This window comes from Streptomyces seoulensis (assembly GCF_004328625.1).
GTDB classification, from domain to species: Bacteria; Actinomycetota; Actinomycetes; order Streptomycetales; family Streptomycetaceae; genus Streptomyces; species Streptomyces seoulensis.
Window position 1 is genome coordinate 1,579,172 of the sequence record NZ_CP032229.1, and the last position, 14,943, is coordinate 1,594,114.

Below are 14,943 nucleotides of genomic sequence, written 5' to 3' on the forward strand. Positions count from 1 at the left end.
GCGAAGGCCGCCCGAGGGGCGGCCTTCGGTGTTTCCGGGGTCCGTCCCACGACCGGCGTCCGTCGTCCCGCTTTCCGGACCGCCCGACGCAAGAGGACCCCCATGAACCAGCCCGACCTGGCCCGTCTCGCCGACGACGGCCGCCCCTTCGCCCTGCTGCACCGCCGCACCCCCGGCCGCGACACCTCCTCGGTGGAGGTGCTGCTCGGCCCGGTCACCGCCCACGAGGAGCTGGCCGGGCTGCCCGACGAGGGCCTGGCGCTGATCCCGTTCCGGCAGATCCGCGAGCGCGGCTTCGACGTCCGCGACGACGGCACCCCGCTGCTGGTGCTCCACCCCGAGGAGGCGTACGAGGTCCCGCTCGCGACGGCGCTGGACACCCTGCCCGCGCATCCGGTGCGGGTCGAGGACGGCGGGTTCGACGTGCCCGACGAGGAGTACGGGGAGATCGTCGGCCGGGTGCTGCATGAGGAGATCGGGCGGGGCGAGGGCGCCAACTTCGTGATCCGGCGGACCTACCGGGGCGAGATCCCGGGCTTCTCCCGGGCCGACGCGCTCGCGCTGTTCCGGCGGCTGCTGGCGGGCGAGCGGGGCGCGTACTGGACGTTCGTGGTGCACACCGGGGACCGCACGCTGGTCGGGGCGAGCCCCGAGGTCCATGTGCGGATGTCCGGCGGCACGGTGGTGATGAACCCGATCAGCGGGACGTACCGCTATCCGGCGGAGGGTCCGACGCCGGAGCACCTGCTGGAGTTCCTCGGTGACACCAAGGAGACCGAGGAGCTGTCCATGGTGGTCGACGAGGAGCTGAAGATGATGTGCACCGTCGGCGACCGGGGCGGGGTGGTGGTCGGCCCCCGGCTCAAGGAGATGGCCCACCTCGCGCACACCGAGTACGAGCTGCGCGGGAAGACCTCCCTGGACGTCCGGGACGTGCTGCGCGAGACGATGTTCGCCGCGACCGTCACCGGCTCCCCGGTGCAGAACGCCTGCCGGGTGATCGAGCGGTACGAGCCCACCGGGCGCGGCTACTACGCGGGCGCGCTCGCCCTGCTCGGCCGGGACGCCGGGGGCGCCCGCACGCTGGACTCCCCCATCCTGATCCGCACCGCCGACATCGCCGCCGACGGCCGGCTGAGCGTGCCGGTCGGCGCGACCCTGGTGCGCGGCTCGGACCCGGCCGGCGAGGTGGCCGAGACCCACGCGAAGGCGGCCGGCGTGCTGGCCGCGCTCGGGGTACGGCCCGCCCGGCCGCGCACCGAGCGGGAGCGGCCCCGGCTGGCGGAGGACCCGCGGGTGCGGGCCGCGCTGGACGGGCGTCGCTCGGCGCTGGCGCCGTTCTGGCTGCGGATGCGGGAGCCGGCCGCCCCGCTGGGCGCGCACGCGCTGGTGGTCGACGGCGAGGACACCTTCACCGCGATGCTGGCCCACGTCCTGCGCTCGGGCGGCCTGGAGGTGACCGTACGGCGCTTCGACGAGCCGGGGCTCACCGAGGCGGTACGGGCGCACGAGGGCCCGGTGGTGCTGGGCCCCGGCCCCGGTGACCCCTCGGACGCGGCCGACCCGAAGATGCGGCGGCTGCGGGAGCTGACGGAGACGGTGCTGCGCGAGCACCGGCACGGGGTGCTCGGGGTGTGCCTGGGGCACGAGCTGATCGCGGCGGAGCTGGGTCTGGAGATCGTCCGCAAGCGGGTGCCGTACCAGGGGGCGCAGACGGTGGTCGACCTGTTCGGGCGGGCGGAGACGGTCGGCTTCTACAACAGCTTCGTGGCCCGCTGCGACGACGCGGCGGCGCGTGAACTGGCCGCGCACGGCGTGGAGGTGAGCCGCGCCCCGGACGGTGAGGTGCACGCGCTGCGCTCCGGCCGGTTCGCGTCGGTGCAGTTCCACCCGGAGTCGGTGCTGACCGTCAACGGGGCGGATCTGGTGCGGGAGTTGGTCGCCGGGCTGCTGACGGCGCGTACCGGCTCGCAGCACTCGTAGCGGGCGTCAGCCGAAGAACACCCCGGCCTCCGCGTACAGCTCCGGGTCGACCGTCTTCAGTTCGGCGGTCGCCTCGGAGATCGGGATGCGGACGATGCGGGTGCCCTGGAGGGCGACCATCTTGCCGTAGTCGCCGTCGTGGACGCAGTCGATGGCGTGCAGCCCGAAGCGGGTGGCGAGCCAGCGGTCGAAGGCGCTCGGGGTGCCGCCGCGCTGGACGTGCCCGAGCACGGTGGTGCGCGCCTCCTTGCCGGTGCGCTTCTCGATCTGCTTGGCCAGCCACTCCCCCACCCCGGACAGCCGGACGTGCCCGAAGGAGTCGTGCGACTCGTCCTTGAGCACCATCTCGCCGTCGCTCGGCATCGCCCCCTCGGCGACGACCACGATCGGGGCGTACGCCGCCTCGAAGCGGGAGGTGATCCAGCCGCACACCTCCTCCAGGTCGAAGCGGTGCTCGGGGATGAGGATGACGTTGGCGCCGCCGGCGAGCCCGGAGTGCAGCGCGATCCAGCCCGCGTGCCGGCCCATCACCTCGCAGACCAGCACCCGCATGTGGGACTCGGCGGTGGTGTGCAGCCGGTCGATGGCCTCGGTGGCGATGTTGACGGCGGTGTCGAAGCCGAAGGTGTAGTCGGTGCCGGAGAGGTCGTTGTCGATGGTCTTGGGCACGCCCACGCAGGGCACGCCGTGCTCCTCGTACAGGGTGGCGGCGACGCCGAGGGTGTCCTCGCCGCCGATGGCGATCAGCGCGTCGACGCCCTGTTCGGCGAGGTTCTCGCGGACCCGGCGCACCCCGTCCTCGGCCTGGAGGGGGTTGGTGCGGGAGGAGCCGAGGATGGTGCCGCCGCGCGGGAGGATGCCCCGCACGGCGGGGATGTCGAGCGGCACGGTCCGGCCTTCGAGGGGGCCGCGCCAGCCGTCCCGGAAGCCGGTGAAGTCGTAGCCGTACTCCTGGACGCCCTTGCGGACGACGGCTCGGATGACGGCGTTGAGGCCCGGACAGTCGCCGCCCCCGGTCAGCACTCCTACGCGCATGGTCCGTCCCTTCGCCGCGGGTTTCCCGACTCCGCCACGGTAAGGGGGATACAGGTCACACAACGAGGGGTAGGGGGCGAATCCGGTGAATCACCGGGCGGCGGAGCGGTCCCGGACGGTATCGGGCGCCGGGCCCTCGCCCTCGGCCGGACGAGCCGGCGAGCCGAGCGGGGCGGGGCCGGCCTGTGCGGGTACCGGCGCGGCCCCGGCTGCCTTCCGGGGCGCCGGCCGGCCCCTGCGGGCCAGGCGCCGGTACAGGTGGGGCAGGAAGAGGTAGAAGCGGTCGGGGAGGAACACGGCGTCCGCGACGATCATCGCGCCCGAGAAGAGCGGCAGCCCCATGAGGACCGCGATGCCGAGGTGCATCCCGAGCAGCATGACCAGCACCGGGTACTTGAGCCGGCCGAAGAGCACGAACGGGAAGGCCACCTGCAACAGCACGGTCATGTATCCGGCGACCGCGATCAGCGTCGTGTGCGCGTCCACGAACTGGGAGAGGGCGGGCCAGGGGCGGAAGAGTTCGAGGTGGAGGACGTAGTGGAGGGCGGTGCCACTGCCCCACATGGCGCCCTGGACCTTGTAGAGGCCCGCCGATCCGTACAGGAAGCAGACCTGGGCCGCGATGAGGAACATGCCGCAGTTGTGCACGACCGTGGTCAGGGTGATCCGGGCGTCCCGGAGCTCCCGTACGAGCGGGCCCTTGACCGGCTCCTGCGGCGCCCCGTCCGCCCGGGCCGCCTTCGTCCGGACCCTCACCGCGTCCAGGGACCAGCGCCGGCCGCACGCGGTGAGGACGAGGCAGAGGGACATCAGCAGGATCAGGTTGTCGCCGCCGTCGGTCATGAAGATCGCCCGGGCGTGGAACGAGGTCACCACGAGGGCGAAGAGCACGGAGGTGATCCGGGTGCGCCAGCCGAGCAGGAACAGGGTGGACGTGACGACGGCCGCCGTGTAGCAGAGCTCCAGCCAGGCGCGGTCGTCGGACAGGGTCAGGAAGCTGCTCCAGCCCGTCTGGCCGAAGAGCTGCCGCGCCAGGGCCGGGGTCCACGGCGAGTCGGGGCCCCAGATCTCGTGGCGGTGCGGGAACTCGCGCAGCAGGAAACCCAGGTAGAGGAAGCCGTAGCCGATGCGCAGCACCGACGCGGCGTACAGGGACACCGGCCGGCCGGTCAGCAGTTCCCTGAGGGCTCCGTACCGGTCGGTCGAGGGGATCTGCTCACTTCCCATGGCTGGACACCTTCCACCACGGCAGAAGCCGGTTCTCGGCGGGCTTCGGCGGGATGCCCGCGGAGCCCGAGGCGGGGATGGGCCGGGTGACGACACGGAGCTGGACGTAGTCGAACGAGCCGCCCCTGTGCGCGGCGACCCGGTCCGCGGCGATGCCGGCCAGGTACTTCTGCATCATCAGGGCCCGTTCCGTGCGGGACTTGTCGTCCCCGCCGTGCGAATCGACGTAGGAGGACCAGGCGCGGCGCAGCAGGTTCTGGGCGGTGTGGCTCGGGAACGGATCGTGTTCGACCGCCGCGTGGTCCACCGCGGTCAGGTCGAACCAGCCGCTCACCCGGACGGCTCCGCCCGGCTCGGTGCGGGCCGTTCTCACCAGGATCTGCCGGTTGACGGATTCAGGGTCCGGCGCGAAAAGTCGCCAATTCTGCTCGAAAAAAGGAAAAACCCACGCATTGATCTGCGGGGTGAATCGTCTGGAAACGGTATTGGCGGGAGCCACGTGCAGAAAAATCAGAAACACGTGGACGAGGGTCGCCGCCACGCAGAAGATCACAGTGGTCCACAGACCAGCCCTCACCACGAGGACACCGGTCGGCCGGCTTTCCGGCGTCGGCTCGCCGCCAGGGCCTTCAGGTGCGGCCGGACCGGAAAGGGAGTGCTGGATCGCCTCCGCCTCCGACTCCGCATCCGCCGGTTCGATTCGGGTCGGCACCGCCACCCCGCCTCTCTCAGATGACTGCTCACGTCCGATATTCACCGCGGATCGCCACGGGCGGCGCACCGCGGGTCCGTGAGGACTCGCCGTGCGCCGTCGTCCGGTGGACGAGGTCACCGCGGTGGGTGCCGTCTAGCCCTTGTACGCCTTGCCGTAGTCACCCATCTCCGGGACCTCGGGCTTGTCCTCGTAGCCGTAGGTCTCGTCGTGGTGCTGGGGCTTGTTCTCGTGGCCGTGGCCCGGCTTGACGTCGTGGCCGTGGCCCGGCTTGACGTCGTGGTGCGGCTTCTCGTGCTTGCCGTGGCCCGGCTTGTGGCCGTTGCCGTTGCCGTTGCCGTTGCCGTTGCCGTTGCCGTTGCCGCCGATGGTGTTGCCCGCGGTGTTGCCGGAGGTGGTGTTGCCGGCGGTGTTGCCCGCCGTGTTCCCGGACGTGTTGCCGGCGATGTTGCCGGAGGTGTTCCCGCCGGTGACGAGGGGTCCGCCCAGGACCCCGCCGGTGACCAGACCCCCGCTGAGCAGTCCGCCGGTGGTGGTGCCGCCGGTCGTCGTGCCCGTGGTCGTTCCCGTGGTCGTTCCCGTCGTGGTCCCACCGGTGGTGGTGTTCGCGCACGAGTTGAGGAAGATCCGGTTGGTGTCGAGCGTCACAGCGCCGTTGCGGGCCAGCGCCCGGCCCTCGATGTTCGTCCCCGTGGTGACGCTGATCGAGGTCAGGGCCATGATGGTGCCGACGAAGGTGGAGTTCGTGCCCAGAGTGGCCGAACTGCCGATCTGCCAGTACACGTTGCACGGCGACGCGCCGTTCGTGAGCAGCACCCGGCTGGAGGAAGCCGTCGTCAGCGCCTCCGGGATCTGGAACACCCAGACGGCGTTCGGGTTGCCGCCGGCGTCCAGGATCAGGTCGCCGTTGAGCCCGACACCGGCCACGGCGCTGTACACACCCGGAAGGAGGGTGTTGCCGTTGCCGATGCCGGCCGGGAGCGCGAAGTCCGTGGCCTGGCCGGCGGCGTTGTTGTACGCGGTGACGAGGTCCGCCTTGGCCTGAGCGGCGGCGGCGTCGGCGGAGTGGACGGCACCGAGCACCTGGCCGGGCGGGAAGCCCGTGATGGCCGTACCCGGGTGCACCCCGAGGTCGTGACCGATCACCGAGGGACCGGTGTTGGTGACCTGCGTACCCGCGAGCACGGAGTAGCTGGCGGCCGTCGCCAGCGGTACGGGCGTGGCGATGGCGAGCGCCGGCGTCGGCGTGAGGGCGACCATCGTGGCGGCGACCGTCGCGGCAAGAGCCGAGGCGAGCACGCCGGACAGACTGCGGCGGTGAGCCACTTGATGGAACTTCAGCTTCATCGAAGGCCATTTCCTGTGGGGGCCGTGGCATACGGGCTCCATCCGGATGCCCGGTAGCCTTGTTGCTGTTGCGGCATATTACGCAGGAAATTTACGCGCCGAGAAAGTCAGAGATCGACAACTAAAAGTGATCGTTTCTTCAGCCGCATGGCGCGGGATGAAAAGAATCAGACTCAAAATTCTGATCATCCGACGCATCCCCCGAATGCGTCGGGGCGGATCACGGTAAACGGGCGGCGCGGTTCCCGCCGGGCGGAATGTATGCGCCGCCATGCATGACCCGGTGCCGCCAATGGGGTGGTTGTGCATGAGTTGCCGATGAGCGGGCGTGGCGGTGAATTCATGCATACCCCGATCGAGCCGGGTCAGTCGTCCAGGCCCCGCTCGATCGCGTACCGCACCAGTTCCACCCGGTTGTGCAGCTGGAGCTTGCCCAGGGTGTTCTGGACGTGGTTCTGGACCGTGCGGTGCGAGATGACCAGGCGTTCCGCGATCTGCTTGTAGCTCAGGCCCTTGGCGACCAGGCGCAGCACCTCGGTCTCCCGGTCGGTGAGCCGGGGCGCGCCCGGCGCCCCGGCCTCGGGGGCGGGCGCGGGCTCGGCGGCCAGCCGCCGGTACTCGCCCAGGACCAGTCCGGCAAGGCCCGGGGTGAACACCGGGTCGCCGACGGCGGTACGGCGGACCGCGTCCAGCAGTTCGCCGGTGGACGCCGACTTCAGCAGGTAGCCGGTGGCGCCGGACTTCACGGCCTCCAGCACGTCGGCGTGCTCGCCGCTGGCGGAGAGCACCAGCACGCGCAGGGCCGGGTTGTGCGCGATGAGCTCCTTGCAGACCTGCACCCCGGGCTTGGCGGGCAGGTTGAGGTCGAGCACGAGGACGTCGGGGGCGGCGGCCTTGGCGCGGCGCACCGCCTGCTCGCCGTCGCCCGCGGTGGCGACGACCTCGAGCCCGGACTCGGCCAGGTCGCGGGCGACCGCGTCGCGCCACATGGGGTGGTCGTCGACCACCATCACCTTGATCGGGTCCTGCTCGGTCATCACCGTTCCGCCTTCCCCCGCGCCGCCTCGGCGCTCTTCGGTACCGTCAACTCGATCTCCGTGCCCTGTCCGGGCACGGAGATCACCTCGGCGCTGCCGCCGAGGTCGCGCAGCCGTCCCCGGATCGACTGGGCCACCCCGAGCCTGCCCTCGCCCTCGGCCAGCGCGAGCCGGCCCTCGGGGATGCCGGGGCCGTCGTCGCGGACGGTGACGACGATCTCGCCGGGCTCGTCCTCGACCAGGATCCAGGCGCGGGCCTCCTCGCCCGCGTGCCGCCGCACATTGTCCAGCGCCGCCCCGACGGCGGCCGCCAGCTCCCGCGCCGCCGTCGCCCCCAGCATGACCGGCGCGCCCGGCTCGGCGAGGCTCACCCGGGACCCGGCGTACGGGGCGAGCAGGGAGCGCAGGTCGAGCGGGCCGGTGTCGGCGGGGGCCGGGCCGGCGGGCACCCGGCTGCTGGGGAGCAGGCCGCCGGAGACCAGGGTGCGCAGGGCGATCTCCTGGTCCCCGGCGAGCCGGCCCAGCTCGGCCGCCTCGCCGCCGATGACCGCGCCGCGCCGCTGCACCATGGCCAGTACCTGGAGCACGCTGTCGTGGATGTCGCGGGCCAGCCGCTCCCGTTCGCGGGTGGCGGCCTCGATCTCCAGGGCGCGGGCGAGGGTGCGCTCGGAGGCGCGGGCCACCTCGACCACGTAGCCGATGGCGATGGCGGCGACCCAGACCAGGATCACGTTGTGCACGGTGTCCCGCGCGGGGGCGCCCCGCTCGACCAGGTTGGCCACGGCGACCGCCGTGGAGGCGCCGGCCGCCCAGCGCCAGCCGCCCTTGAGGGCGAAGGCCAGCACCGCCCCGGCCGTCCATATCGACGGCAGGGTGGAGCCGCCGTCCGCGATCCGGTGCGGGTCGTCGGCGAGCGGGGTGAGCAGGATGCCGAGGACCGCCACGGCCAGGTCGGCCGCGAGGAACCACCGGGTGCAGCGGGCCGCGCCGGTCACCCGGGTCACGGTGGCGAGCGTCCAGGTGACCAGCAGGGCGTAGTAGGCGAGGGCCAGCCAGGGGCGAACGAAGTGGCTGTAGGCGGTGGCGCCCAGACCGATCGCGTAGAGCATGGTCAGGACGCGGTAGCCGGTGAGCGCGCGCCACAGCGGCAGCTCGACCGACATCCGCAGCACCCGTTCACCCCTGGCCATGGCGCCCCCGCCTCCCCCGAGCCGGGTCGCTAGGCCCCGGCCTTCTCCGCCTTCTCGGCCTTCTCGGCTTCCTTCGCCGCCTTCGCCGCCTCCGCGAGCTGCCGCTTGGCCGCGGTCGCGTAGATGTCGACGTACTCCTGGCCGGAGAGCTTCATGATCTCGTACATGACCTCGTCCGTCACCGCCCGCAGCACGAACCGGTCGTGGTCCATGCCCTGGTAGCGGCTGAAGTCCAGCGGCTTGCCGATCCGGATGCCGGGCCGCATCAGCTTCGGCATCACCTTGCCGGGCGGCTGGATCTTCTCGGTGTCGATCATCGCCACCGGGATCACCGGCGCCCCGGTGGCCAGCGCCACCCGGGCCAGACCGCCGGGCTTGCCCCGGTAGAGGCGGCCGTCGGGCGAGCGGGTGCCCTCGGGGTAGATGCCGAACAGCTCACCGCGTTCCAGCACCTCTATGCCGCTCTTGATCGCGGCCTCGCCCGCACCCCGCGCGCCGGAGCGGTCGACGGGGAGCTGCCCGACGCCCTTGAAGAAGGCGGCCGTCAGCCGTCCCTTGAGTCCGGGGGTGGTGAAGTACTCGGCCTTGGCGATGAAGGTGACCTTGCGGTCCAGCATCGTGGGCAGGAAGAACGAGTCCGAGAACGACAGGTGATTGCTCGCCAGAATGGCGGCCCCCTCGGCCGGGATGTTCTCCAGTCCCTCGACCCAGGGTCTGAAGGCGACCTTCAGCGGCCCTCCGATGGCAACCTTCATCGTGCCGTACAACACCCACGTGCCTCCCGATTCCGTCGCACAGACCTTAACCCGGACCGCCGCCGATGGCGCCGACGGCCCTGGTCGGTGGCGACGCGGTCGCGTACGGTGAAGCACATCCACCCGTACCGCACTCCCCAGAGATCCACATACCGGAACAGGAGCCCCAAAGGTGCCGGTCCTTCCCGGAGCCGAGCCGTACCGCCACGACGGCGGGGAGGTGGGGGTTCTCCTCTGCCACGGTTTCACCGGCTCGCCCCAGTCGCTGCGCCCCTGGGCGGAGCACCTCGCCGCGCACGGCCTGTCGGTGTCGCTGCCCCTGCTGCCCGGTCACGGCACCCGCTGGGAGGACCTGCGGGCCACCGGCTGGGAGGACTGGTACGCGCACCTCGACCGTGAGCTGTGGCAGCTCTCCGAGCGCTGCGAGCGGGTGTTCGTGGCCGGGCTGTCGATGGGTGGCGCGCTGGCACTCAGGCTGGCCGCCAAGCACGGCGACCGCGTCACCGGAGTGGTCGTCGTCAACCCGGCGAACCGGGTGCACGGACTCGCCGCGTACGCCCTGCCCGTGCTCCGGCATCTGATCCCCTCCACCAAGGGCATCGCCAGCGACATCGCCAAGGGCGCCGCCACCGAGCTGGGCTACGACCGGGTCCCGCTGCACGCGGCCCACTCCCTGCGCCGCTTCCTGCGCGTGCTGGACGGTGAGCTGCCGCAGGTCACGCAGCCGTTGCTGCTGCTGCGCAGCGCGGTGGACCACGTGGTCCCGGCGGCCGACTCGGCGCGGGTGCTGAGCCGGGTGTCCTCCACGGACGTGACGGAGAGCGTGCTGGAACAGAGCTACCACGTGGCGACGTTGGACCATGACGCGGACCGGATCGTCGAGGAGAGCCTCGCCTTCGTCGACCGGCTCGCTCCCCGTGTCGGCAAGGAAGGGACGGCCCCCGTTGGCTGAGCACGACTCCGACCGCGAGGGCCGCGAGCCGGACGAACACGGCACGCCCCTCGACGAGGACGCCGTCTGGCGTGCCATCGTCGCGGGGTACGGCGACGAGCCGCCGGACCCGCCCGGCTCCCGGCCGTTCCGCGCCGTCGAGGATCTCGCGCTGCTGGAGAAGGACCCGGAACCGGGGACGGAGTCGGACGACGACGGCACCGACGGGAAGCCCGCGCCGGTACGCCCGCTGGGCAGCTCGGTCACCTTCGCGCCCGGCGTCGGGCCCCGCGACCACACCCCGGCCGGGCCGTCCGACGACGCCGCGGCCGGGAACCCCGACGATGACGACGACGACGGCGAGGGTCACTTCGTCCCGCCCGAGCCGCCTCCGCTGCCCGTCGCCGACACCACCGCCAAGTTCGCCTGGCTCGGGGTGGTCGGCGGGCCGGTCCTGCTGCTGCTCGCCGTGCTGCTGGGGTGGGAGATGACCTGGTGGCTGACGACGCTCGCCATCGGCGGCTTCCTCGGCGGCTTCGTCACCCTGGTGACCCGGATGCGCACGGACGACGACGAGGACGACGACCCCGGCCGGGGAGCCGTCGTCTGAAGCCTCGCTAGACGCTCGCCGGGATTCTGAGGGCGGCCAGGACCGGGAGGTGGTCCGTGGCCGCCCTCAGGTCGCTTCCGGTGACGCCGGGGAGGCCGGTGGGGACTCCGCAGGCCAGCACCTCGACGCCCCGGGTGGCGAGGACGGCGTCGATGCGGCGGGCGGGGGCCGTGGCGGGGAAGGTGTCCGTGCCGCCCCGGGGGGCGACGGCCGCGGCGTCCTGGAGGGCTTCGGCGAGCAGGGTGAAGGCGGGGCCGGCCGGGCCCTCGTTGAGGTCGCCGCCGATCACCGCGTGGTCCACGCCCAGTGCGGCGAGGCGGTCCAGGAGCAGGCCGCTCTGCGTCTGGCGTTCGGCCTTCGCAAGGCCGAGGTGGCAGCAGACGAGTCCTGCGCGGGCCTTGCCGAACCGGACGACCGCGGTGGCGAGGCCCCTGCGGTGCTGGCCGGGGGTGAGGGGCAGCAGGACGTCCTCGGTGTGCTCGACCGTGGCCCGCAGCGAGCAGAGGATCGCGGGGCCGGCCGCGGGGGCTCCGCCGGTGAGGTAGACGAGGTTGGTGGCGTTGGCGAGGCGGGCCAGCTTTTTGCGCCAGCGGAAGAAGCGGGGGGCTTCCTGGAGGAGGAGTACGTCCGGGGCGCAGGCGTTGATGACTCTCGCCAGGGCTTCCGTGTCGTCCCGCAGGGAGCGGACGTTGTAGCTCAGGACCCTGATGATCGCGGAACCATCGGACTCCGTCTGGGAGTTGGGGAACGGGGTTGGCATGCGATCAACCTACTCGGGGCGCGGGGATCGTTCCCCGCGCCCCTGAAGTCGGTGCCTCACCCGGTCTACATGACCGGGTCCGGCTCCCTTGCCAGGTCGGCCGCGCCGACCAGGCCGGCCTTGTTGCCGAGCTGGGCGGCGATGACGTCGGCGACCGGGCGCCAGTTGCCGCCGACCAGCCAGCGCTTGTAGGACTTGCGGATCGGGTCGAGGACCAACTCGCCCTCGTCCGAGAGGCCGCCGCCCACGATGAAGGCGGAGGGGTCGAACAGCGAGGCCAGGTCCGCGAGGCCGGCGCCCGCCCAGCGGGCCAGCTCGCGGTAGGAGTCCACGGCCACCGGGTCGCCCTGGCGGGCGGCCACCGAGATGTGCTTGCCCTCGATGCCGTCGGGGGTGCCGTCGCCGAGGCCCAGCAGGATCTCCGCGTTCTCGGGGGTGGCGTTGGCGCGCTGCTTGGCGTAGCGGACCAGGGCGCGGCCGGAGGCGTACTGCTCCCAGCAGCCCTGCGAGCCGCAGCCGCAGGCCAGGCCGTCCGGGACCATCCGGATGTGGCCGAACTCGGCGGCCACGCCGAAGTGACCCCGGCGCAGCTTGTTGCCGATGATGATGCCGCCGCCCAGGCCGGTGCCGAGCGTGATGCAGATGACGTTGCGGTGGCCCTTGCCCGCGCCGAACTTGTACTCGCCCCAGGCGGCCGCGTTGGCGTCGTTCTCCACGACGACCGGGAGGCCCACGCGGGCCTCGACCTTCTCCTTGAGCGGCTCCTGGCGCCAGTCGATGTTGGGCGCGAAGTACACGGTCGAGCGCTGCCGGTTCACATAGCCGGCCGCACCGATGCCCACGCCGACGATGTCGTGTCCGGCACGCGCGCCCTCCACGGCCGAGGCGATGGCGTCCACGATGGCCTCGGGCGTGCTGGGGGTCGGCACCTTGAAGGTCGAGAGGATGTTGCCTTCCTCGTCGACCACGCCGGCCGCGATCTTGGTGCCGCCGATGTCGACGCCGATGGTGAGTCCCATGAATCCCTCAGTTCCGGTCGAGCCCCGCTAAGGCCAACGGTACCCGAGGCCCCACCGGGACAGACCGTCAGTCCAGGTCGATGCGCTCGCCCGGTCCGGTGCCCTCACCTGGGTCGCGGCGGCCGGCGGGCGGGGGGTCGGCCGGGGGCGGGGTGGGGCCGGCGGTCCAGCGCTGTTCCTGGGCCTGGACGGCCGAGCGGTAGGCGGCGAGCAGCTCGCTGCCGGCGGCGGCGAGGTGGTCGAAGACCTGGGGGTTGCGCTCGACGACCGGCTCGACGGCGGCCTTGGCCTGCTGGACCATCTGGCGCACCGCCTGCTGCGCGGCGGGCCCGGCGACCGCGCCGAGCAGCGGGGACTGCAGGCCGGAGAGCTTGTCGGCCACGGAGTCCATGAGCCGGCGCAGTTCCTCGGCGGCGGTGCCGGGTGGCGGCGGGTTGGTGCCGCGGCGGCGGGCCTTCTCGGCGGCCAGGTCCTCCGCGGTGGCGGTGGCCCAGGCGTCGGCGTCGCCCGTGCGCGGCGCTTCGGGAGCTTCGGGCTCCTCGGGGGGCTGGGGTGCGGGGCGCTCTTCGCTCATGGCGGGCTCCTGACTACGGTTCGCGTCTTCGACGTTACCCGAACGGCGCAGTCCGTTCACCGTCCCGTGCCGGGCCACAGCGCGGGGTCGGGCGCGAACCGGACACACAGCTCGCCGTCGGTCAGTGCGGCCCCGGCGACCGTGCAGCGGCGCAGCGCGGAGGGCAGGGCGACGATCCGGTGGAAGGGCCCGGCGGTGACCACGAGTTCGTCGCCGCGCCGGATCAGGTCGAGGTCGTCGCGTACGGCGCCGGGCAGCGGGAGGCGCCAGACGAGGGTGCCGTCCTCGGCCAGGCGGTCGGTGACCGGCCACTCGACGGGGCCGGGCGCGGGGTTGACGCCGGGCGGGGCGAGCGCGGTGAGGTCGTCGGTGCCGCGCGGGTCGTGGCCGAGGTGCGGGACGGTGTGCAGGTCGTACTCCTGGGCCCAGTCGGCCAGGGTCTTGCGCTGCTGGGCGAAGGGGCCGGCCAGCCAGGTGCCGTCGGCGGACTCGGGCAGGACGCGGTTGGCGATCAGGGTCTCGGCGCGCAGTCCGGCGAGGGCGAGGCCCAGGGTGGCGGTGCGCACGGCGTCCTCCCCGGCGGGGCCGGGTTCGGCGACCAGGCGGACGGTGGTGTCCCTGTCGGCGACGACGGCTTCGACGGCGGCGAGTTCCAGGTCCCAGCGGGCGGCGGTCTCGTACAGCCAGTCGGCGGGCATGGGGACCCCGGCGAGGCGGCCGAGGACGGGGCGCAGGGCGCGGGCGGCCTGGCGCTCGGGCGGCAGGAGGCGGCGCAGATAGCGGCGGAGTTCCTCGGGCAGCGCGAGCAGGGCGAGGGCCTGGGGCAGCGGAGGGAGGTCGACCACGAGCAGGTCGTAGCGCTCGGAGAGGGCCGCGTCGCGCAGGGCGCGCAGTACGGAGAGTTCCTCGGCGCCGGGCAGCGGGGTGACCTCCTCGGCGTCAAGACGGGAGGCGCCGAGCAGGTCGAGGACGGTTCCGGCGCGGCTCTGGAAGGCGGTGAGGTCCTCGCGGAAGCGGGCGCCGGCGTCGGGGCGCCAGACGGTGAGGTTCTCGGCGGCCTCGGTGGGCGTGGGTCCCGTCACCGTGCCGAGGGCGGCGCCGAGCGTGTCGGTCCGGTCGGCGCCGAGCACGAGCACACGGGCGCCGGTGCGGGCCGCGGCGAGCCCGGTGGCGGCGGCGACACTGGTGCGGCCGCTGCCGCCGGGCCCGGTGATCAGGAGGGTGCGCATGAGGCTGAACGGTAACGGAGCCTCAGCTCCCGGCGGGGAGGGCCCGGGGTCAGGAGCCCGTCTCGACGCGCTTCTTCAGGCCGGCCAGCGCGCGGTCGATGATGACCTTCTCCGCCTTGCGCTTGATCATGCCGAGCATGGGGATCTTGACGTCGACGGTGAGGCGGTAGGTGACCTCGGTGGCCCCGGCGCCCGCGGGCTTGAGCAGGTAGCTGCCGTCCAGGGAGCGGAGCATCTGGGACTTCACCAGGGTCCAGGAGACCTCGTGCTCGCCGGTCCAGGTGTAGGCGAGGGTCTGGTCGTCCTTGATGGCGCCCGCGTCCATGACGAGGCGGACCTCCTCGGCGCGTCCCCGGCCGTCGGTCTCCAGGACCTCGGCCTCCTTCACCTCGCCGGTCCAGTCCGGGTAGCGGGAGAAGTCGGCGATCACCGCCATGACATCGGCCGGGGCCGCCTCGATCGTGATGCTCGAACTGGTGTGTTCCGCCATCGCCGTGGCTCCTCCAGATGCGGCCGAAGAACGTTCTCTCACGC

At 72.6% G+C, this 14,943-nt stretch carries 15 protein-coding genes; 3 read left to right on the plus strand and 12 right to left on the minus strand.

All coding sequences use genetic code 11. The annotated features are described in order from the left end of the window. Window positions 1-102: 102 nt before the first annotated feature. Window positions 103-1,983 carry an anthranilate synthase family protein gene (locus tag D0Z67_RS07410; protein ID WP_031179926.1) on the plus strand — a complete coding sequence of 627 codons (1,881 nt, stop codon included), beginning with the start codon at window positions 103-105 and terminating at the stop codon, window positions 1,981-1,983. 6 nt (window positions 1,984-1,989) lie between these two features. On the opposite strand, the gene D0Z67_RS07415 is transcribed toward D0Z67_RS07410, so the two are convergent. From D0Z67_RS07415 to D0Z67_RS07445, 7 genes are all read right to left on the minus strand, one after another. Continuing rightward, a complete protein-coding gene (locus tag D0Z67_RS07415) occupies window positions 1,990-3,018 on the minus strand; it encodes a 6-phosphofructokinase (RefSeq protein WP_031179925.1) in 1,029 nt (342 codons plus the stop codon). A gap of 90 nt (window positions 3,019-3,108) precedes the next feature. Then, the gene (locus tag D0Z67_RS07420) at window positions 3,109-4,245 is read right to left on the minus strand and encodes an HTTM domain-containing protein (RefSeq protein ID WP_037774472.1); all 1,137 of its coding nucleotides are present in this window, start codon (window positions 4,243-4,245) and stop codon (window positions 3,109-3,111) included. Beyond that, a complete protein-coding gene (locus D0Z67_RS07425; RefSeq protein ID WP_382849732.1) occupies window positions 4,235-4,963 on the minus strand; it encodes a DUF5819 family protein in 729 nt (242 codons plus the stop codon). The genes D0Z67_RS07420 and D0Z67_RS07425 overlap by 11 nt, the downstream gene beginning before the upstream one ends. Before the next feature lie 129 nt (window positions 4,964-5,092). Continuing rightward, a complete protein-coding gene (locus D0Z67_RS07430; protein WP_031179922.1) occupies window positions 5,093-6,304 on the minus strand; it encodes an ice-binding family protein in 1,212 nt (403 codons plus the stop codon). A gap of 365 nt (window positions 6,305-6,669) precedes the next feature. After that, window positions 6,670-7,341 (minus strand): response regulator, encoded by a 672-nt coding sequence (locus D0Z67_RS07435; protein WP_031179921.1) that lies wholly within the window; start codon window positions 7,339-7,341, stop codon window positions 6,670-6,672. Next, on the minus strand, window positions 7,341-8,531 hold the full coding sequence (gene macS, locus D0Z67_RS07440; protein ID WP_031179920.1) for a MacS family sensor histidine kinase: 1,191 nt from the start codon (window positions 8,529-8,531) through the stop codon (window positions 7,341-7,343). The genes D0Z67_RS07435 and macS overlap by 1 nt, the downstream gene beginning before the upstream one ends. 29 nt (window positions 8,532-8,560) lie before the next feature. Further along, on the minus strand, window positions 8,561-9,298 hold the full coding sequence (locus D0Z67_RS07445) for a lysophospholipid acyltransferase family protein (protein ID WP_031179919.1): 738 nt from the start codon (window positions 9,296-9,298) through the stop codon (window positions 8,561-8,563). Window positions 9,299-9,458: 160 nt separating this feature from the next. Between D0Z67_RS07445 and D0Z67_RS07450 the strand changes: the two genes are divergently transcribed. Both D0Z67_RS07450 and D0Z67_RS07455 read left to right on the plus strand, forming a co-directional pair. Beyond that, window positions 9,459-10,238, plus strand: coding sequence for an alpha/beta hydrolase (locus D0Z67_RS07450; protein WP_031179918.1), 780 nt, complete (start codon window positions 9,459-9,461; stop codon window positions 10,236-10,238). Then, window positions 10,231-10,827: a hypothetical protein gene (locus D0Z67_RS07455; protein ID WP_031179917.1), complete on the plus strand. Its 597-nt coding sequence runs from the start codon at window positions 10,231-10,233 to the stop codon at window positions 10,825-10,827. Before D0Z67_RS07450 ends, D0Z67_RS07455 begins: the two co-directional genes overlap by 8 nt. A 7-nt stretch (window positions 10,828-10,834) precedes the next feature. Here the strand turns inward: D0Z67_RS07455 and D0Z67_RS07460 are convergent, their stop codons facing one another. From D0Z67_RS07460 to D0Z67_RS07480, 5 genes are all read right to left on the minus strand, one after another. Further along, window positions 10,835-11,587 (minus strand): endonuclease/exonuclease/phosphatase family protein, encoded by a 753-nt coding sequence (locus D0Z67_RS07460; RefSeq protein WP_031179916.1) that lies wholly within the window; start codon window positions 11,585-11,587, stop codon window positions 10,835-10,837. A 65-nt stretch (window positions 11,588-11,652) separates the two neighbouring features. Continuing rightward, complete coding sequence (locus D0Z67_RS07465) at window positions 11,653-12,606, minus strand: ROK family glucokinase (protein WP_031179915.1); 954 nt, start codon at window positions 12,604-12,606, stop codon at window positions 11,653-11,655. 67 nt (window positions 12,607-12,673) lie between these two features. After that, window positions 12,674-13,180, minus strand: a complete 507-nt coding sequence (locus D0Z67_RS07470) for a DUF5304 domain-containing protein (protein ID WP_031179914.1) — start codon at window positions 13,178-13,180, stop codon at window positions 12,674-12,676. Between the two features lie 56 nt (window positions 13,181-13,236). Continuing rightward, complete coding sequence (locus tag D0Z67_RS07475; RefSeq protein ID WP_031179913.1) at window positions 13,237-14,409, minus strand: ArsA family ATPase; 1,173 nt, start codon at window positions 14,407-14,409, stop codon at window positions 13,237-13,239. A 49-nt stretch (window positions 14,410-14,458) separates the two neighbouring features. Then, window positions 14,459-14,899, minus strand: a complete 441-nt coding sequence (locus tag D0Z67_RS07480; protein ID WP_031179912.1) for an SRPBCC family protein — start codon at window positions 14,897-14,899, stop codon at window positions 14,459-14,461. Window positions 14,900-14,943: the final 44 nt, after the last annotated feature.